The 18,101-nt window shown below is 72.8% G+C and carries 14 protein-coding genes; 6 read left to right on the top strand and 8 right to left on the bottom strand.

The genetic code is table 11. From position 1 onward, the window contains the following. The first annotated feature begins 151 nt into the window (after positions 1 to 151). Positions 152 to 1,051: a S1 family peptidase gene (locus ABZ449_RS03750; RefSeq protein WP_360339590.1), complete on the top strand. Its 900-nt coding sequence runs from the start codon at positions 152 to 154 to the stop codon at positions 1,049 to 1,051. 93 nt (positions 1,052 to 1,144) lie between these two features. Here ABZ449_RS03750 and ABZ449_RS03745 read toward each other — a convergent pair whose 3' ends face one another. Further along, positions 1,145 to 4,324 carry a cytochrome P450 gene (locus ABZ449_RS03745; RefSeq protein ID WP_360339587.1) on the bottom strand — a complete coding sequence of 1,060 codons (3,180 nt, stop codon included), beginning with the start codon at positions 4,322 to 4,324 and terminating at the stop codon, positions 1,145 to 1,147. Between the two features lie 182 nt (positions 4,325 to 4,506). On the opposite strand from ABZ449_RS03745, the gene ABZ449_RS03740 reads away from it, so the two are divergent. Further along, the gene (locus ABZ449_RS03740; protein ID WP_360339584.1) at positions 4,507 to 5,172 is read left to right on the top strand and encodes a LuxR C-terminal-related transcriptional regulator; all 666 of its coding nucleotides are present in this window, start codon (positions 4,507 to 4,509) and stop codon (positions 5,170 to 5,172) included. Positions 5,173 to 5,236: 64 nt separating this feature from the next. Here the strand turns inward: ABZ449_RS03740 and ABZ449_RS03735 are convergent, their stop codons facing one another. Continuing rightward, on the bottom strand, positions 5,237 to 6,049 hold the full coding sequence (locus ABZ449_RS03735) for an SAM-dependent methyltransferase (protein ID WP_360339581.1): 813 nt from the start codon (positions 6,047 to 6,049) through the stop codon (positions 5,237 to 5,239). A 53-nt stretch (positions 6,050 to 6,102) separates the two neighbouring features. On the opposite strand from ABZ449_RS03735, the gene ABZ449_RS03730 reads away from it, so the two are divergent. Together ABZ449_RS03730 and ABZ449_RS03725 are read left to right on the top strand one after the other, a co-directional pair. After that, entirely contained in the window at positions 6,103 to 6,516 is a 414-nt protein-coding gene (locus tag ABZ449_RS03730) for a helix-turn-helix domain-containing protein (RefSeq protein WP_360339578.1), read from the top strand. A gap of 228 nt (positions 6,517 to 6,744) precedes the next feature. Continuing rightward, positions 6,745 to 7,593 (top strand): hypothetical protein, encoded by an 849-nt coding sequence (locus ABZ449_RS03725; RefSeq protein ID WP_360339575.1) that lies wholly within the window; start codon positions 6,745 to 6,747, stop codon positions 7,591 to 7,593. Between the two features lie 418 nt (positions 7,594 to 8,011). Here ABZ449_RS03725 and ABZ449_RS03720 read toward each other — a convergent pair whose 3' ends face one another. Then, positions 8,012 to 8,485 (bottom strand): DUF6623 family protein, encoded by a 474-nt coding sequence (locus ABZ449_RS03720; protein ID WP_360339572.1) that lies wholly within the window; start codon positions 8,483 to 8,485, stop codon positions 8,012 to 8,014. 494 nt (positions 8,486 to 8,979) lie between these two features. After that, positions 8,980 to 9,681 (bottom strand): CHAP domain-containing protein, encoded by a 702-nt coding sequence (locus tag ABZ449_RS03715; protein ID WP_360339569.1) that lies wholly within the window; start codon positions 9,679 to 9,681, stop codon positions 8,980 to 8,982. Positions 9,682 to 9,910: 229 nt separating this feature from the next. On the opposite strand from ABZ449_RS03715, the gene ABZ449_RS03710 reads away from it, so the two are divergent. Continuing rightward, complete coding sequence (locus ABZ449_RS03710) at positions 9,911 to 10,834, top strand: helix-turn-helix transcriptional regulator (protein WP_360339566.1); 924 nt, start codon at positions 9,911 to 9,913, stop codon at positions 10,832 to 10,834. A gap of 826 nt (positions 10,835 to 11,660) precedes the next feature. Here ABZ449_RS03710 and ABZ449_RS03705 read toward each other — a convergent pair. From ABZ449_RS03705 to ABZ449_RS03695, 3 genes are all read right to left on the bottom strand, one after another. Beyond that, the gene (locus ABZ449_RS03705) at positions 11,661 to 13,154 is read right to left on the bottom strand and encodes an SDR family oxidoreductase (RefSeq protein WP_360339563.1); all 1,494 of its coding nucleotides are present in this window, start codon (positions 13,152 to 13,154) and stop codon (positions 11,661 to 11,663) included. A gap of 361 nt (positions 13,155 to 13,515) precedes the next feature. Then, the gene (locus ABZ449_RS03700; protein WP_360339560.1) at positions 13,516 to 14,907 is read right to left on the bottom strand and encodes a carotenoid oxygenase family protein; all 1,392 of its coding nucleotides are present in this window, start codon (positions 14,905 to 14,907) and stop codon (positions 13,516 to 13,518) included. 96 nt (positions 14,908 to 15,003) lie between these two features. Then, positions 15,004 to 15,174 (bottom strand): hypothetical protein, encoded by a 171-nt coding sequence (locus ABZ449_RS03695; protein WP_360339557.1) that lies wholly within the window; start codon positions 15,172 to 15,174, stop codon positions 15,004 to 15,006. A gap of 215 nt (positions 15,175 to 15,389) precedes the next feature. On the opposite strand from ABZ449_RS03695, the gene ABZ449_RS03690 reads away from it, so the two are divergent. After that, on the top strand, positions 15,390 to 16,544 hold the full coding sequence (locus ABZ449_RS03690; RefSeq protein ID WP_360339554.1) for a hypothetical protein: 1,155 nt from the start codon (positions 15,390 to 15,392) through the stop codon (positions 16,542 to 16,544). A 107-nt stretch (positions 16,545 to 16,651) separates the two neighbouring features. Here the strand turns inward: ABZ449_RS03690 and ABZ449_RS03685 are convergent, their stop codons facing one another. Next, on the bottom strand, positions 16,652 to 17,935 hold the full coding sequence (locus ABZ449_RS03685; protein ID WP_360339551.1) for a DUF4241 domain-containing protein: 1,284 nt from the start codon (positions 17,933 to 17,935) through the stop codon (positions 16,652 to 16,654). Positions 17,936 to 18,101: the final 166 nt, after the last annotated feature.

Genomic DNA, 18,101 nt, shown 5'->3' with positions numbered 1-18,101 from the left:
AACTATCCGTTTCCTCATACTTCCGGTCAGCGCCTGTCAGGAGCTGATCATCCGTCGTGCTTCCGGAGAGCACCGGCCGGGGTCCGCCCACCGCCTGACCGCGTTTCACGGCCCCAACCCCCAGGGCCGTCACCCCCTCAGGAGGAGATCGGTGAGGATCAAGCGCACCACGCCCCGCACCGGAACCACGCCCCGCCCCGGAACCACCCGCCGCTTCCGTCTGCTCGCCGCAGCCCTCGGCCTGCTGACCGCCACCGCGGTCGCCGCGCCGGTCGCCGCCGCCGCTCCCACCCGCGCCGAACCGGGACAGCTCTCGGCGATCAGCGACGCCATCCTGAACGCCGAGGTCGACGGCACCGCCTGGTACGTCGACGAGGCCGCCGGGCGCGTCGTGGTGACCGCCGACAGCACCGTCTCCCCGGCCTCGCTCGCCAGGCTGATGGTCGCCGCCGGCCCCGACGCGTCCACCCTCGACGTCCACCGCGTCCCCGGGGTCTTCACCCCGCTGCTCGCCGCCGGCGACGCCATCTACGGCGGCGCGTACCGCTGCTCACTCGGCTTCAACGTGGTGAGCGGCAGCACCTACTACTTCCTCACCGCCGGGCACTGCGGCAACATCGCCCCCGACTGGTACACCGACGCCGCCCACAACACCCGGATCGGTCCGACCATCAGCTCGACCTTCCCCAACCACGACTACGCGCTGGTCCGCTACGACAACAGCGCGCTCAGCCACCCGGGCGGCTTCACCTCCGCCCCGAACGCCGTCGTCGGCGAGTCGGTCAAGCGCACCGGGTCGACCACCGGCACCCACGGCGGCACCGTCACCGCGCTCAACGTCACCGTGCGCTACTCCGACGGCAGCACCGTCCGCGGCATGATCCAGACCAACGTCTGCGCCGAGCCCGGCGACTCCGGCGGCCCGCTGTACGACGGCGCCAAGGCCCTCGGCATCACCTCCGGCGGCAGCGGCGACTGCACCACCGGCGGCACCACCTTCTACCAGCCGGCCAACGCGGCGCTCTCCGCGTACCAGGTCAGCGTGTACTGACCCGGCCGGCCGACCGAACCGGCCGACCGGGCCGGCACGACCGTGGGCCCTGCCACCCAGGCGGGGCCCACGGTCGTGCCGGGCGCGGGAGGATCAGCCCGCGTACACGTCCTCGACGTACCGTCCGGACTCGATCAGCCCCTGCAGCCAGGCCAGGGCCCGCTGCTCGTCGGCGCCCGGGGTGCGCTCCCGGTACAGCGCCCGGAAGGCCGCCCGGACGCCCGGCGCCATCCGGGCCCCGTCGCCGCACACGTACACCTCGGCGCCGGCTTCCAGCAGTTCCCAGACCTCGCCCGCCTCGGCGGCGATCCGGTCCTGCACGTAGCGCCGTCCCTGCTGGGGCCGCTCGCTGAAGGCGGGCCGCAGCGAGACCGCGCCGGCCTGCTCGGCGGCCTCCAGCTCGCCGCGGTGCAGGTAGTCCGCCGCCTCGTCGTCGCAGCCGAAGTACAGCAGCGCCGGGGCGAGGCCGGCCCCCTGCGCGAGCAGCGCCCGGCGGTCGGCGACGGCGCCGCGGAAGGGCGCCAGGCCGGTGCCGGCCGCGATCATGACCACCGGGGTGCGGTGGCCGATCCGGAACGCCTCCCGGCAGGGCTGGACCCTGGCCAGCACGGTGTCGCCGACGGCCACCCGGTCGAGGTAGCCGGAGCCGGTGCCGCGGAAGGTGCCGCGGCCCGAACGGGCCGGGGTGCTGAGCACCGAGACCATCAGCTCCACCTGGCCGGGGTCGCCGGTGGGCGAGGAGGAGATCGAGTAGTGCCGCGGCCGGATCGGCGGCAGCAGCTCCAGCAGCACCGGCCAGGTCAGCCGCTCCTGCACCGCCGGGTGGTCCTCGATCAGGTCCAGCAGGGTGCGCGGGTCGTCCTCGGACAGGGCCCGCAGGGCGGCCTGCTCGGGCGGGCAGGGGTTGAGGGCGGCCAGCGCGGCGCGCTGCTCGGCGCTCGGGCGGTCCTGCAGCTCGATGTGACGGGTGAGCAGTTCACGGACGGTCAGCGGGCGGTCGACGGCCAGTCCGGTGCGCCGGTGCGCCACGATGTTGAGCACCGTCTCCGGGTCGGCGCCGAACAGCTTGGCGGCCCGCTCGACCAGCACCGGGTCGTTGGCCGGGAGCACGGCGAGGTGGTCGGCGGTCCGGTAGCCGGTGCCCTCCGGCAGGGCCAGGCGGACCAGCCGCTTGACCCGGTGGTAGCCGGGGTCGGTCAGGCTGTCGACGGCGGTGACGGTCAGTTCCGCCGTGTCGTGCCGGGCGGCCAGCGCGGCCATCGGGCCGCCGATCACCTCGGTCACCGAGTACGCGGCCTCGGGCCGCGCCCCGGCGGAGGCGTCGGCGTCCCCGTAGCGCGCCAGCAGGGCCTCGCCCAGCGCCGCGGTGAACTGCCGTACGGTGCCCGCGAGGTCGCCGGAGGCGTCGGCCTCGGCGCGGTCCAGCAGCCGGGTGCCGCCGAGTTCGGCGAGCCGGTCGTCGATCAGCGCCGGGATGCGCTGGTAGGTTGCGGCGTAGGTGCGGTCGCCGATGCCGAGCACCGCGTACTCGACGCCCTCGGCCTCACCACCCTCCAGGGAGTCCTGGAGCCGGCGGACGAACCGGGCCGCGTCGTCGGTCGGCTGCCCGTTGTACGAGGCGGCGGTGATCACCGCCGGCCGGTCGGTGGGCAGCCCGTCCGCGTACGCGTCCAGCGGGGCGGTCTCGGTCTCGCAGCCGAGGTCGGCGGCGGCCTCCGCGAGCTGCCGGGTGAACTCCCGGCAGGCACCGTAGTTGGAGCCGTGCAGGAGCAGCAGCCCGGTGCCCTGGCGGACCCGCCCGGGGCGCTCGGCGGCCGGCGCCTGGACCGCCGTGACCTGGGCGGACGGGGCGGCCGCGGCCTGGACGGGCGTGCGCCGGGCCAGACCGAGGGTGAACCCGTCGGGCTTGATGGTGAGCGTCTGCTTGAGGGTCAGCCGGTAGTCGGCGTGGTCGATCAACCGGTAGCGGTGGACCAGCATGCCGAGCATCATGACCGCCTCGTGCAGCGCGAACTGCCGCCCGATGCAGGCGCGTTCGCCGGTTCCGAAGGGCTTGAAGGCGTGCGGGGAGCGGGCCTCCTCGACGTCGGGGTCGAACCGGGACGGGTCGAACAGCTCCGGGTTGTCGCCCCAGGCCGGATCGCGGTGCAGCAGCGGCGTGCTGACGAAGACGGTCTCCCCGGCGCGCAGCGGGATGCGCCCGCCGAGCAGGGTGTCCTCGCGCGCCTCGCGGCTGAACGCGGGCGCCGTCGGCCACAGCCGCAGCGCCTCGTTGAGTACCTGGCGGGTGTGGCGCAGCCGTCCGACGTCCTCGTAGGAGGGCTGCGGATCGGCCTGGTCGCCCCAGAGCTCGTCCACCTCCCGCTGCACCTGGCGCAGCACGGTCGGGTTCTTGGCGAGGTAGTACAGCGCGAAGGAGAGCGCGCCCGAGGTGGTCTCGTGGCCGGCGATCAGGAAGGTGATCACCTGGTTGCGGATGTTCTCGGCATCCAGCCGGGTGCCGTCCGAGGGGCGGACCGCGCCGAGCATCAGGCCGAGCAGGTCCTCGGCCGGGCCCTGGACGCCTTCCCCGGCCCGGGTGGCGATCACCTCGTCCACCACGGCGGCCAGGTAGTCGGCGTCGGCCCGGAAGGCCGCGTCGCGCTCACCGTGGTCCGCCTGCGGGTCGCGGGTCAGCCTGGTCATCGCCCAGTCCAGACAGCGCACCATCGCCTCGACGAAGGGATGCGGCTCGTCCCGCTCGAAGGAGCCGAAGTCGAAGCCGAAGCCGGCCAGGCCGATGGTGTCCAGGGTCATCCGGGTCATGTCACCGGGCACGTCCACCGGCTGTCCGGCGGCCTCCCGGCGGTCCCAGGAGTCGATCATTCGGCGGGCCACCCGCAGCATCACCGGGTGGTAGGTGCGCATCGAGCCGAGCGCGAAGGCGGGCATCAGGATGTCGTGCGCCCGGGCCCAGTTGGGCTCGTCGTTGTAGGCGGTGAACAGGCCGTCGCCGGTGAACTGCCGGACGTTCTCCAGGGCCTGGCCGATCGACTTGGTGAACCGGGTCTCGTCGGCCAGCTCCGTCACCAGCTCCAGGCCGCTGACGACCAGGGTGTCCCGGCCGTACAGTCGCTGGACGAAGGCCGGGCCGTGCTCTCTGGCCAGTTCCATGATGCGCAGCATCGGGGTGGCGGTCGGCGGCATCGAGGAGATGTCCACCAGGGGGACGCCCCGGCTCTCGCCCCCGGCCGCCGGCTCGTCCTCGGTCGTGCGCTCCACGGTCTCGGTCATCGGTGTGCCCCTCCCACGGCAGGAAACTCTCGTCTTCCACCACTGTGCGCCCACCGGGAGGGGACGCCGGCAGCGTTCACTACATGATTGTGTAGTACCTGGGGCGGTTACGGGCTTGCTACGGGCGCGCTACGAACGTGCTACGGGCCGTCAGCTCGGGCACCGGGAAAGGAGAACGACAGATGCGGACGACCGGGGGCTGCGGCCCCGTACCGGACAACCCGCGGGAGGCGGCGGTGATCTGGCGCAACCGGGCGCTGCGACTGCTGGACCACATGCCGCTGCCGATCGCGGTGTGCGAGTTCGGCGGGGGCATCCTGATCGTCAACCGCGCCATGGCAGCCGAATTCGGCAGTTTGCCGGGCCAGTTGAACAACCGTAAGATCCTGGAGTTCTTCACCCTGCAGGACAGTGGCACCCTGGAGGCGCTCACCGAGGCCGTCCGGCTGCACCGTCGCTCGCAGTACGCGGCGCGGGTCTCCTGGACAGCCGCCGACGGCCGCGAGCGGCACGGCGAGATGACCGTCGCCCTGGTCGGCGACACCCCGGAACAGACCCCGAGCCTGCTGCTGTCACTGCGGACGGCGGAGTTCACGGGTGCGGCCCCGCCCCCGGGCCCGCAGGCCGGGGCCAGCCCGGTCGAGGCCCGGATCCTGGCCGCGGCGGCCCGGGGCGACACCACGGCGCAGATCGCCCGGGAGATCGGCATCACCCCGGACGGGGTCAACTACCATCTGGCCCGGCTCTCCCGCCGCTGGCGCGTCCCCAACCGCACCGCCCTGGTCGCCCGGGCCTACGCCACCGGTGTCCTGGCCCCGAACACCTGGCCGCCACAACCGGCCCGCTGAGCGGGCGGGGGCGGCGCGGGGCCGGGGCGCCGGTCGCCGCAGCAGGCGGCCCGGGCCCGGGAGGTCAGTGCGCCGGGCGCCGTACGGCCTCGATGAAGGCCGACGTGGCGGAGGGGTCCGGCAGTGCGCGCCCGTAGGCCTCACCGAGCCGGACGAGGGTGGTGACCTCCGGCGTCCAGCCGTTCCCGTCGAGCCATCCGTCGGTGTCCGGGCCGAGGCCGCCGCGCCAGAGCGCGATCATGTGGGCGAGCGCCGGGTCGTGCGGGGTGCGGCTCACGTCGCGGCCCTGCTCCAGCAGCAGCCGACTGCCCGGGGCGGCCAGCCCGGTCACCGCCGTGAGCACGGCGGCCGCCTCCTCGGGGGTGAGGTAGACCAGCAGCCCCTCGGCCAGCCAGACCGAGCGCCGTGCCGGGTCGAACCCGGCCGCGACCAGCCGCTCGGGCCACGTCGGGTCCAGCAGGTCGGCGGGCAGGGCGGTGCGCTCGGCCTGCGGCACGGCGCCGAGCCCCTCCAGGATCTGCTTCTTGAAGCCCAGTACCGGGTCCAGGTCGAGCTCGAACACCCGGGTGCCGGCCGGCCAGTCCAGCCGGTACGCGCGGGTGTCCAGGCCCGCCGCCAGCAGCACCACCTGGTCGGCACCGGCGGCTCGCAGCCGGTCGTCGTAGAAGCGGGTACGCAGGATGCCGTTGGCGATCAGGGCCCTGGCGAAGCTGCTGCCCGGGTGGGAGGGAGCCAGTTCGAGGCCGGCGGCGGTGACGAACGCCGCGGCGTACGGGTCGACGAAGAGCGGGTCGGGACGGGAGCTCTCGTAGGCCCGCACCCGGGCGACGGACAGGGCGGTGCGGGAGACCGGGCTGAGCGGTTCGGGGGTCGTCATGTGCGGCAATCTACATCGCTACCGATGCATCGGTGAAGATGTATTCTTCGGACATGGACGGCGTGCAACTCCTCAGGCTCGGCAAGCGGTTGACCGAACTCGGCCGCGCAATGATCACCGACCCGGCCTCCGAGCACCTCACCGCCGGGGAGATCGCCGTGGTCGCCGACGTGTACCGGCACCCCGCCGCCTCCGTCCAGGAGATCCGGGTCCGGACCGGCTTCGCCCAGAGCCACGTCTCCGTCTCCGTCGCCCGGCTGCGCGAACGCGGCCTGCTCGACGCCGCGCCCGACCCGGCCGACGGACGGCGCACCCTGCTGACCGTCTCCGACCCCGCCCGGCGCGCCATCCGCGCCCACGTCGCCCGGCCCGCCGAGCCGGTCATCGCCCGGGCCGTCCCGGACCCGGAGAAGGCCCGGAGGGTCACCGAGCTGCTGGACGAGCTCGCCGGCCTGCTGCTGCCCTGACCGTCCCCCGGATTGCGTCCCCTCCCGGGCCGTCCCCTCCCGGCCCGTCCCGGAGTTCGACAAGTCGGTGACAAACCTCCCCGGCTGCTCCCCCACCACGGCCGATCCCTGCCATCATCCCGGCGGGACCCGGGAGTTGCCCGGGAGCGACGGGGGGAGCGCGATGAACGTGCGGGCGGCGGATGCGGCACGGGGACGTCGTCCTGCTCCGCACCGAGGTGGTGCACGATGACGACGAGTGAGCTTCCCGAGCCCGCCGACGCGGAACCTGCCGACGCGAAACCCGTCGACGCGAAACCTGCCGCGGTCACCGACGCCGTCACCATCACCACCGCGCCCACCGCCGGAGCCCGGCGCGTGACCGACCGCGTCCCGGCACCGCCCGTACGAACGCCACCACCCCGCCCCCACGTCCGCTCCCATCAGAAGGGCCATCCCGTCGCCCGCGTCGCGGCCCGCCTGCTGCTCGTCCTGACCGGCCTGGCCACCGTCGCCCTCGGCTTCTCCTGGTTCGTCGACGCCTACGACGAGGCGTTCGCCTACCGCGGCGCCCCGGCCTGTATCAGCTCCGCCTCCGCGCCCGTCACGGACTGCACCACCCACGAGACCGGCCGGGTGACGGGCAAGAAGAGAAGATCGAACGACGATTCCATCTCCTACGAGGTGACCATCTCCCGCGAGGCGGCTCCCACCGCCACGTACATCGTCACCGACGGCCTCTACGGCAGCGTCCGGACCGGCGTCGACGTGGACTTCACCCTCTGGCGCGGCCGCGTCGTGGAGGTCTCCTACCAGGGCCACCGCTCCCCGATCATCGACACCCCCTGGCACACCCACCTCAAGCTGGCGCTCCTGGTCGGCGCAGGAACCGCCCTGGTCGTCTTCACCCTGCTCCGGGGCCACCGGGACGGCTGGATCGTCCCCGCCACCGCCTGCCTGTTCCTCTTCTTCTTCACCTTCATCGGCGGCGTCATCCTGGTCACCGTCCACTGGTCCTCCGCCGTCACCCTCGTCCTCGCGATCGTCGGCTGGCTGGCCTTCACCGCCGCCACCACCGCGATCTGCTGGGATCACTAGGGCCTGTTGCAAAAGTGGATCAAGGAGTTCCGTTGGGAAATACCTTGATCCGTCCAGCCTTGCGACAGTCCGAGATGGCCTGACCTCAGGGCCTCGCGCTGGTCGGCCACCCAGAGCTCCCCCTGGTCGGCAGAGTCCGCGACGGACCGGTGTGTGGTGTCAATCAGATGGGTAGGTCGAGCGGCTGGCCGAGAAATCCGCTCTCCGCTCCCAGGGCGACCCACTTGTCGCGAATGGCGCCAATGACATCCACCATTTGAACCATCCTCTCCCTTGATGTCCCAGGGAAATGGGAACGCATCAGACCACCCTCGGCGCTCCAGCTTGTTCGCTGTCGGGCGCCGCCGTCGACCACGCAATCCCGAGATCTGCGAATGCCGCTCATCGCTGGTGAACTGAGCGTTCGCCCAGGGCTGGATCAGGTCACGAAATCACCGCCCGCGGTTCCGAGGATCAGTCGCGAAGGGGCGATCGGCGTGTCGAATCCGATCGCTGCGACGACGAAGAAGGAAATTCCGATGCCGAAGGCCACGACATGGGGCTGGGACAGGACGAAGGTATTCTGACCGTCCAGTCCGCCACGATGGTCGCCCTCGGATGCAAGGTCTTCGAATTGCTGGACTTGCGCGGAACCATCCCACACGTGGACCCGGCGCAGCTGGCCGAACCCCGGATCAGTGCTGAATAGGACGAAGACCTTGATTAAGCTCGTTCGGACGTCCGAGACAATGACGGGCGTGGGTACGGCGATGTGGAACCAACTGGACCGCCCCGGAATGATGTCTACATCGGCTCCCCATCCGAAGTGCCCGTTGCGGCTCAGATTTTCGGGAGTTTCCACCGCCATGGCGTTCCCATGGATCCAGCTCGCATGGAGCGTCACATCACCCACCTCCTCGGCAGGTTATTTCTATTTTCTTGCAGTCTCCCACTCTCCAGTTGCAGTTTCAAGGGCCGGACCTTGCATACTTTCCGCTATCACAGCCCGTTTTCCAATTCGTAGGGTAACGATAGCCGCACCTTTGCGCCGGGACGGTGTGGCCGCGCTGGTCGGTCATCCAAGTGAGGGCTTGGCCGCTGGCCGTAGCGAACTGGCCAGCGACAGGCACCAGTCGTCCCGCATGATCCGAATCCATCAACAGGTGCGCGCGGCCGCCGGGTGGGCGACGCAACGGTGGAGACGGCTGGGAAGCGCGGGGCTAGGGAGCCTATTTGGTCGTGATCAAGGAGTGGCTTTGGTGAGACTCTTGATCCAGATCGTTGAGGCGCGGAGGTGGAGGCCGGCGAGGTGGCTCTCGGCGGCGGAGGCGCGGGACGGCCCCGGCCCGGGGCCGCATCCTCCATGGGGTGGAGGAGCGGCACCGGGCCGGGGCGCGGAGGTGGGGATCAGGCGCCGGGCGGGGTCACGTAGCCGGAGATCTTCCAGTTCTTCGTGCCGCCCTTGGCGGTGTGCGGGTCGATGTGGCGGTGGGTCACCTTGTTGCTGACGTTGCCCTCGACGGTGTCCAGGGTGCCGTCACGGTTCACCGAGACCACCACGCCCACGTGGCCGCCCCGCTCGGAGGCCGGCGGGCCGTAGACGACGAGGTCGCCGGGCTTCGGCGAGCCGGTGTGGAACAGGTGGTGCTCCTGCCCCCACTTGCCGACCCCGCGCCCGAGCAGGGTGGTCGGGACGCTCTTCACCCCGGCGTGCCGCCAGGTCCACTCGGCGAACGCCGCGCACCAGGAGGTGTTGCGGCAGGTCTGGCCCTTTCCGGTGAGGTACTTCTGGCAGGCCGAGTTGCTCTCGGTGACCCCGATCTGACCGCGCGCCGCCGCCACGATCCGGTCCCGCAGGGTGGCCGCCGCCGGCGCCGCGGCACCCTCGCGCAGGGTGTCGGCGTCGGCAGTGGTCCCGCCGGTGACGGTGGCGGTGCTGTCGGCGGTGGAGGTGGAGGTGGAGGTGGCGGCGGGCGGGGTCGCCGGGAGGGCGAGCGCATCCGCCGCGCCGGTCCCGGTGAGCGCGGCCGCCGCCAGCACGGCGAGGGCGACGGCGCGGCCCGTGCGCTGCTTGAGGGTGGGGAGCGTGAAGTGACGGGTCGGGTACATCGGTGACTCCTTCGAGTGCATCCCCGTGCCCCGGGGCGGCATACGAATGCCCGGGTACGGGAGGGGTTGGGATTCGCCGGGGGCTTCACCGGCTGGTCATCAGCGTTGCACGGCCGGGCCGCCGACTCCTACGCTGCGCGATCAGATGGTTACTCATGCGTATGCGGTCGAGTATGCATGCGCTCCGAGCTGCGGATATGCACGGGCCGAAGGAGAGGGGAGCGGACGGATGCCGGACAGGGGAGTCACCGGGCCGGAGGCGGAGGGCGTCGCAGCCGGGCCGTCGGCGCGGGTGGAGCTGGCGCGGACGCTGCGCGAGTGGCGGGCCCGGGCGGGGGAACTGCCGCAGAAGACGGTGGCCCGGCGGCTCAACATCGCCCAGACCACCGTCTCCCGCTACGAGAGCCCGGACGGCCGGCACCCGGCGCCGGAGGCGGCAGTCCGCGCGCTCTGGTCCTGCTACCGGCTGGCGCAGGAGGACCTCGACCGGGCGCTCGCCCTGCGCGCGCGGGTGGACGAGGAGCTGCGGGCGGGGGCGGCGTCCGCCGAAGTGGCGGCCCCGGTGCCGGTGCCGGTGGCGGCGGTCGCGGTGGCGGCCGGAGAGGCCGTGGTCGAGGCGGTGGTGGTCGCCGGGGCCGGGGAGCCGTCGGCGGCCCCGGCGGCGGGCCGGAGCCGGCACTGGGTCGCCTGGGCGGCGGGGGCGGCGGCGGCCCTGGCCGGGGTGGTCGCGGGCGGGCTGCTGGTCCACCACCTGCTCGCCCCGACGGCGACGACCGGCGAGGCGGACGAGGCCCGCCCGCTCCCGCCCACCGCCGCGCCTCCCAGCGCCTACCCGACCACCGACTTCGACATCATCTACGGAACCACCTCCACGAAGGGCACCCTGACCTGGTACAACCGCTCGGTTGGCCTGAGCGGGCAAGGCAAGTCCGAGGACTCGGCCAGCTGTCGGGGCACCACAGCGACGAGCTACTCCGGCTCCGGCAGCGAACTGGGCAGCATGCACACCGGCGTCATCTGCGGCGCGAGCAAGAACTACAACGTCACCGTCCCTGCGGATGTTGTCGGCGGTGCCTTCACCGTCAGGATCTGCCTCGATGACGGCGCCACCCCGCCCGCCATGCTCAAGTGCCAGGATTTCAGGCGCCCCTGAGAACAGGCCGTGGACGCTGGGTGCGCCGCCAGGTGGCTCGCCAGGACGTGGCCGCTCCGGTCCGCATGACGGCCCGCTCTCTTGTTGAGGGGCGGGCCATCGCCGCGACCTGGGATGGAAGGGTCCAGCGAGGCGAAAGCGGCACCTTCGCGAGACGAAACCCACCAGCCGTCCCGTGACTTCCGCGGCCCTGGCGAGTTCACCGGCCATGACGAACGTGACCGTCCTGCCCTCGGCAACCGAGCCGGCCGCCGAGGACGACTATGGCGCGTATTCGGTCATGATCAATCTGCGCGATTCACCTTCGCGGCGGGTCCAGTTCCGGTAGACCGTGGTGCGTGACGCGAGCGCAATTGACGATGCGGAGTGGGCGTTGATCGGGCCGTACTTGCCGATCGGCAAGTACGGCCCGTACCCGGAGCGGCTGCGGCAGCAGTTCGAGGACGTGATCTGGCGGTTCCCGAGGCATCGCCACCCGGTATGACAAGACCCCGGAAAGCCACCTCGCAGGCCTCCACCTCCGTGGCGCGATGATCTGGACCAAGGACCTCCCCCGGACCCATTGATCACGACCGAATACGGGCCCTAGTAGGGCTTAGGATCCGCTGCTGCGAAGCGCACTCGCTCGATCGTCGAACCGTCGGGCAGTCCACCGTTCACCCGCCACATGATCGCACCGGGGGTGTCTCACAGCCACTCGTATATCGCGGCGATCACCACGGTTGCCTCGTAGCGAATGGCCGACTTGTCATACCTCGTGGCCACCGCCCGGTGTCGCTTCAGGCGGTCGATTCCACCCTCCACCGCGTCGCGCGCCGGGGCGGCGTCACGGCGCTTGGCGGGCGCGTTCGGTGATGTTGCGGGCCATGCCGCCGAACACCACCGCGTGGAACGGTGCGACCGACCACCAGTAGGCCTGGCCGGCCAGGCCGTGCGGGTGGAAGAGCGCCCGCTGGCGGTAGCGCGTGCGGTGCTCACCGTCCGGTGTGACGGACAGTTCGAGCCAGGCCAGACCGGGCAGCCGCATCTCGGCGCGCAGGCGCAGCAGTCGACCGGGTTCGATCTCCTCGACCCGCCAGAAGTCGAGGGAGTCCCCGACCCGCAGCCGGGCCGGGTCGCGGCGGCCCCGGCGCAGGCCGACGCCGCCGACCAGGCGGTCGAGCCACCCGCGCAGGGCCCAGGCGGGCGGAAAGGAGTACCAGCCGTTGTCGCCGCCGATGCCTTCGATCACCCGCCAGACGGCGGCGGGTGAGGCGGCCACGGTGCGTTCCCGGAGGTCCTGGTAAAGGCTGCCGCCGGCCCAGTCGGGGTCGGTGGGCAGCGGGTCGCTGGGGGCGCCGGGCAGGGAGGCGGAGGACCAGCGGGTGGCGACGTCGGCGTCCTTGATCCGGCGCAGGGCGAGGGTCACGGCCTGGTCGAAGCCGGTCAGGCCCTCCGGCGGGTCGGGCACCCACCGGGCGATGTCGTGTTCGCCGCAGACGACCTCGTGGCGCAGGGACTCGACGAGCGGACGGGCGATGGAGTTGGGCACCGGAGTCACGAGGCCGACCCAGAGGCTGGAGAGACGGGGAGTGAGGACCGGCACGGGGACGATGAGGCGCCGGCGCAGTCCGGCGATCCGGGCGTAGCGGTGCATCATCTGCGCGTACGTCAGGACGTCGGGGCCGCCGATGTCGAAGGTGCGGTTCACGTCCGGCGGCAGTCCGGCGGCACCGGCCAGGTAGCGCAGGACGTCGCGGACGGCGATCGGCTGGATCCGGGTGGAGACCCAGTGCGGCGTGACCATCGCGGGCAGGCGTTCGGTGAGGTAGCGGAGCATTTCGAACGAGGCGCTGCCGGAGCCGATGATCACGGCCGCACGGAGCTCGGCCGTGGGCACACCGCTGCCGCGCAGGATCCGGCCGACCTCGGCGCGGGAGCGCAGGTGGGGTGAGAGGTCCGCTCCGGGCACGTCGGCGGGAACGAGACCGCCGAGGTAGACGAGCCGGGTGACGCCTGCGGCCGCGGCGGCGGCTCCGAAGGCATGGGCTGCCGCGCGGTCGGTGGCCTCGAAAGCCAGTCCGGTGCCGAGGGAGTGCACCAGGTAGTAGGCCACGTCGACGCCGTCGAAGGCCGCCGCGAGGGTCTCGGGTCGGCTCACGTCGCCGGTGGCGATGTCGACGTCCGCCCGCCACGGCTGGTCCCGCAGTCGGCCGGGATCGCGCACCAGGCAGCGGACGCGATGTCCCCGGGCGAGCAGTTCGGGAACCAGGCGGCCACCGATGTAGCCGCTCGCACCGGTCACCAGGCAACTTCTCGCCCCGGCTCGCCGTGTGTCCATCTCGACTCCTCGTCCGAAGGCCGGGCCCGCCTGCCCGGTCCCGCGGCTGACCGGAGCGGCGGGATCAGGATCGCGCATCCGCTCCGGAGCCCGCGACCGGGCGGATCGGCAGGCGCGGGTGACCGGTCCGGGCTCCCGCCCACCAGTCGGGGGCGGGCCTCGGCGCGGTGTCCTCGTCGGGCAGCCCGGTCGCAGCGACCGAAGCGACTGAAGCGACCGTGGGTGCGGATTGGCCTGCGGATCGGCCTGCGGACGTGCGGCGGACGTGCGGCGGACGTGCGGTGATCGTGTGGGAAGGGCGGTCGACCGGCCCCGGTGTCCGATGGTTCAGGCTGACGGGCGCTTGGCGCGGGCGGGCCGCTCAGTCGGAGTCCTCCCGGGCCAGGTCGGGGATCCAGCTGCCGTGGAAGCCGGCCGGCACCCGAACCGGCAGGTGCACGGTGGCGAGCGGAGCGCCGGTGAAGTCCTCGGCGGAGAGGACGACCAGGTCGCTCGCGCCGCGCTCGGGGTCGTGGACGTAGGCCAGCAGGTAGCCGTCGTCCTCGCTGCGGGCGCCCTGCCTCGGGACGAAGGAGACCTCGCCGGTGTAGCGGCCGGCGCCGAACTTCCGCACGGTGCTGGACTGCCGGCGCAGGTCGTGCTTGATCAGGGCGTCCCCGGCGGCCTCCGGGGGCAGCGCGTCGAGGCCGTCGGCGTCGGCCAGGTGGCGCAACAGGTCGGTGGCGACGGTGGAGTAGCCGTAGCGGTGGGCGCCGCCGACCACCCCCGGGCTGACCGCCGGGAACTCCTGCGGCCGGTCGTCCAGTCGGGTCTCGGTGACCTTGCCGGAGACGGTGTCGACGGTCCACCGGTCCAGGGTGGGGCGGCTCTGCCCGTCCAGCGCGCCGCCGGCGAACATCCGCGGGTAGCGGACCACGTCGACGACGACCCGGTGGGTTTCCTCGTAGGCGTTGAGCGTGTGGAAGACGAAGCAGGGCTCGACCTCGAACCAGGCGACCTCGGTGCCGTCGCGCGGCAGCAGCCCGATCCGCGCGGCGCGGGACTCGTCCCAGACCGCCGGATACGTCTTGCGCGCCCGGTTGTCGGACGGGCTGACGCGCGCCGTGAGGTCGAGGACGACGGCGAAGTTCCGGGTCAGCGCCATGTCGTGCACCACCGGCCGGTGCGCGACCGGGACGTCCACGGCACGGACGACGGCGCCCTGCGGGGAGACCACCAGGTGCCGCAGGGTCTCGCTGTCCCGCTGCCAGGTGATCGCGTGCAGCTCGCCGGTGAGCGGATCGAGCTTCGGATGGGCGGCGAACCCTTCCGCCAGTGTGCCGCAGAAGTCGCTGGCGCCCACCGTCTCGATCTCGTAGGAGAGTTCGTACGGGCGGAAGCCTCCCTCGACCAGCGCGAAGGTGCGGTCGGCGTGCCCGATGACGTGGGTGTTGGGCGCGACGTCGGTGATCCGCGGCGCGGCGCCGGGGCGCGGCCGCTCCCCCAGGGCCTCGGCCACGGCGGCGCTGCGCACCAGCCGATTGCGGTACCACCGGGCCCGCCCGTCGAGCAGCCGGACCCCGTGCACCATGGCGTACCCGGCGAACAGGTGCCGCGGCCTGGGGTCCTCCGGCCGCATCCCGTTGGGCCCGTTGCGCAGGTACCGGCCGTTGAGCTCGGCCGGGATCGTGCCGGTGACCGGCAGGTCGAACGCGGTGACTTCCTCGCCCACCGGCGTGTAGGCACCGGTGAACGGATTGGTGACGGTGGACACCGCAGACTCCTCCAGGCCGCTTCCGACTACCGCCGCACCCGCGGAGCGGCGCGTCCGGATCAACGACCGGACCGCCCGCCTGGTGACGGCCGCTGCTCAGCGGAATCCGGTGTGTCCGCTGGAGCTGTCCGGGCTGTTCGCGGTGCGGGCGCCGACCCGGTAGCGGGTGGCGGCGGCGCGTCCGGACACGTGCGGGGGCGGGGTGGAGGTGGGGGTGGAGGTGGGGGTGGAGGTGGGGGTGGAGGTGGGGGTGGAGGTGGGCGTCACCCGTGTCGGTGAACTCGCCCGCCGTCCCGGCGAATCTGCGGGCACCGGATGCGTCCACGCAACACAGTGGACCGACCAACCGGGGGACGCGGCGAGCACGACCGAGGGGACACCGGGGTGACAGCACCCCGGTGACCGCTCCGCCGGCAGCCGTCACGCCGCTGCCCGACGCGGCCGCGTCACCGAGCAGGTTCACTGAAAGACGGGAGACCACGATGTCGATGCCGTACCCGGGTGAGCCGTTCGCCGAGGCGGTCGGTGAGGCCGCGCAGACCTCTGCGGTCGCGGTGCGCCTGGTGCTGGCCGTGGCGGACGCCGTGCGCCGCGCGGCGCAGCGCAGGGCGGGCGGGGAGCAGGCGTTGCCCGCAGCGGACCAGGCCGTGTCCGAAGCGTCCGGGGACGTGAAGGCGCTGGTGGCGCCCGCCGTGGCCCGGGCGCTGATGTCCGATGCGGACTGGCCGGTGATGGCGCGGCAGTTGGTCGCGTTGCGGCGGGCCGGTGTCGACCTGGAGGACTTCCTACCGCGTGTGGGCGACCTCGCGGCATCCGTCGGGAACGCGGTCGAGGCGAATGCGGCGCGGATCGCGGCCGAGGGAACGCAGGAGTGGGCGCGGCTGCTCCGTTCGACGCTGCCGGCGAGCGCTGTGCGGGAGGCGATCCTGTCCTCCCCCACCTGGCCGGAGATCGCGGCCACCATGCAGGCGCTGCGGCAGCGCGGCGTCGACGTCCGGCGGATCCTGACGGCCGCCCATGCGGAGGGCGTCGGCGTCGATCAGGCCGTGGACCGGGTGCTGCGTGCCGGTCGCCGTTCGGCTGCTTCGCCGGGTCCGGACCCGGTGCGCTCCTACGGCCCGCTCACTGCCGGGCTGGACGTGCCGAACGACCTCGCGCTGGGAAGCCGCTTCAGGGCGCTGGCACAGCTGGGGGTGAGCCAGTCGGAGAGCGCCCGCTTCGTCCGGTGGGTCCACGAGGCGCTGCCGAAGCGCGAACGCGAGGCCGCTCTGCTGGTGAACTCCCGCCAGTGGCCCCTGCTCGCGGCCCGCATGGCACGGATGCAGGACGAGGGCCGATCCGTCCCGGACCACCTGACACGGCTGATGCGTGACCGCAGCTGGGAGTCCGGCCCCACCTCCTCCCTCGCCGCTCGCCTGGTGCGCGCCGCCGCCGACGCCCTGAACCGGCCGACGCCCGAGGACTGCGCGGCGGCCACCGTCCTGGTCGGTTCGGCCAAGGCCCGTTCGGCGACAACCGCCCGGCCCCCTCGTCCCACCCGGACCACCAGGACCACCCGGGGCGTCACCCCCACCCGGCACCCGGCCGCCCCGTACCGAGCGCCGCTCCCCAACCCTCTCGCCGGCCGCTCGCGCTAGCGGCGGGCGTCGCCCGGCCCCGCCGGCACTGCCCGGGCGACGCCCCGGGCCCGGGCAGCCGGCCGGGGTTCGGCAGGCGCGTGAACGTCCTGTGTACCGAAAGGCCGTCATGGGGCAGACGGTTCCAGGCAACCGACCTCGTAGAGGTCCGCCACGACGACCGCCGTGACCTCACCCGCGTCGTCATGTCCCACCCAGACCGGGTAGACGCCGTCTCCGCCCAGCAGGAAGGTGACCAGCTCGGCCCCGCCAGCGCGATCGGTCACCTTCCTGTAGCCGCCGCCGACCTCGTGGACGTCGTCGCGATCGCCGGAGGTGCGGGCATGCATGTAGCGGCGGCCCAGGTCGGTTCGCGCGGCGGACTCGACGAAACAGCCGGTGGCGGAATCGACGCCGAAGCCGAAGTACTGGCCGTCGCGCAGCAGCCGCGGGTCGTCGCCCGGCGGGACCGCCATCGTCCAGCGGACGGCCGGCTTCTCGCTCACCAGCACGCGCACGGCGTACGTGTCGCGGGCGGTGAAGCGCTCGCCGAACATCTCGTCCTCGTAGCCGGCACCGGTCTCCTGCACCGGGTGGACGCCGGGCGGAACGTCGATCACCAGCGGGTCGCCCTCTGCGCCGTCGGGCAGGTACGACGGGTCGCAGACCGCCAGCCGACCCGTCGGCAGGGCTATCTCCGTCACCGTCCTCACCGGATCGATGGTGAGCGGCTGCGGCCGGTGCCGGTGGGTGAACGTGAACCCGGGGGTGAACAGCTCCTCGAGCCGGGGCGCTGCCGCCGGCGCCGGCGGCCGCCAGCCGAAGGGCTCCGCTGCGCCGGTGGCCGGCCGTGGTGCGACGGCCGGAGCCCTCTCGACGATCCCGAACGTTCCCTGCCAACCGAACTGGGGCGCCGCCAGCAGGCTTTCCCAGCAGCCGAATTCCGGAACCGGCAGCCACCACTGGTCACGCGGCAGGTCGACCAGCGTGCGCGTCGATCCGCCACCGCGTCCGCGGGGGTAGCGGCCCTCGCTGTTCTTCCCGTCCGGATACAGGTCGACGGTCCGCCTCAGGGCACCGTCCGAGAGCTCGGGGAGGTCCTCCTGCTCGTAGCACCACTCGGCCAGGTGGCGCAGGAACAGCCGTCCCGGCTCCAGCCTGCGCAGGTCGGCTTCGAACACGCGGCGACCCGAGCCGTCGAACCGCCACAAGCCCAGGTAGTGCTCGGCCCAGGCGACGTGCAGCACCGCGAGGGGAAGCTCCTGCCCCGGGGCCGCGAGCACGACGGCGTACGGCTCGCCTGCCGCGTCCCGGCGGGCGGCCTCCTCCCGGGAGATCGGACGGACCGTCGAACGGTTCGAGGGGTCCCACCCGTCACCGTAGACCGCTTCGACGAGCACGTCGCTGCACACCTGTCATCCCTGCCTTCCACCGGACCGTCCGCTGTGTGGATCACCCTAGGGGCCGGGTCCGACAGGTCCGACAGCCGGGGTGACGGCGCCGCCTTCGAGGTCGAGCACCGTGCGGCGTCCTGGCCGCCGGTCCGGCCGGCGGCCCGTTCAGGTGTGCGCGAAACCT

Source organism: Kitasatospora sp. NPDC005856 (genome assembly GCF_040629945.1).
In the GTDB taxonomy this organism is placed as follows: domain Bacteria; phylum Actinomycetota; class Actinomycetes; order Streptomycetales; family Streptomycetaceae; genus Kitasatospora.
This window is presented reverse-complemented; position numbering and strand designations above follow the sequence as displayed.

Bases quoted from the DNA above. Each gene is read 5' to 3' on its own strand.
- ABZ449_RS03745 (WP_360339587.1), bottom strand. From the start codon at position 4,324: ATGACCGAGACCGTGGAGCGCACGACCGAGGACGAGCCGGCGGCCGGG.
- ABZ449_RS03740 (WP_360339584.1), top strand. From the start codon at position 4,507: ATGCGGACGACCGGGGGCTGCGGCCCCGTACCGGACAACCCGCGGGAG.
- ABZ449_RS03735 (WP_360339581.1), bottom strand. From the start codon at position 6,049: ATGACGACCCCCGAACCGCTCAGCCCGGTCTCCCGCACCGCCCTGTCC.
- ABZ449_RS03730 (WP_360339578.1), top strand. From the start codon at position 6,103: ATGGACGGCGTGCAACTCCTCAGGCTCGGCAAGCGGTTGACCGAACTC.
- ABZ449_RS03725 (WP_360339575.1), top strand. From the start codon at position 6,745: ATGACGACGAGTGAGCTTCCCGAGCCCGCCGACGCGGAACCTGCCGAC.
- ABZ449_RS03715 (WP_360339569.1), bottom strand. From the start codon at position 9,681: ATGTACCCGACCCGTCACTTCACGCTCCCCACCCTCAAGCAGCGCACG.
- ABZ449_RS03710 (WP_360339566.1), top strand. From the start codon at position 9,911: ATGCCGGACAGGGGAGTCACCGGGCCGGAGGCGGAGGGCGTCGCAGCC.
- ABZ449_RS03705 (WP_360339563.1), bottom strand. From the start codon at position 13,154: ATGGACACACGGCGAGCCGGGGCGAGAAGTTGCCTGGTGACCGGTGCG.
- ABZ449_RS03690 (WP_360339554.1), top strand. From the start codon at position 15,390: ATGTCGATGCCGTACCCGGGTGAGCCGTTCGCCGAGGCGGTCGGTGAG.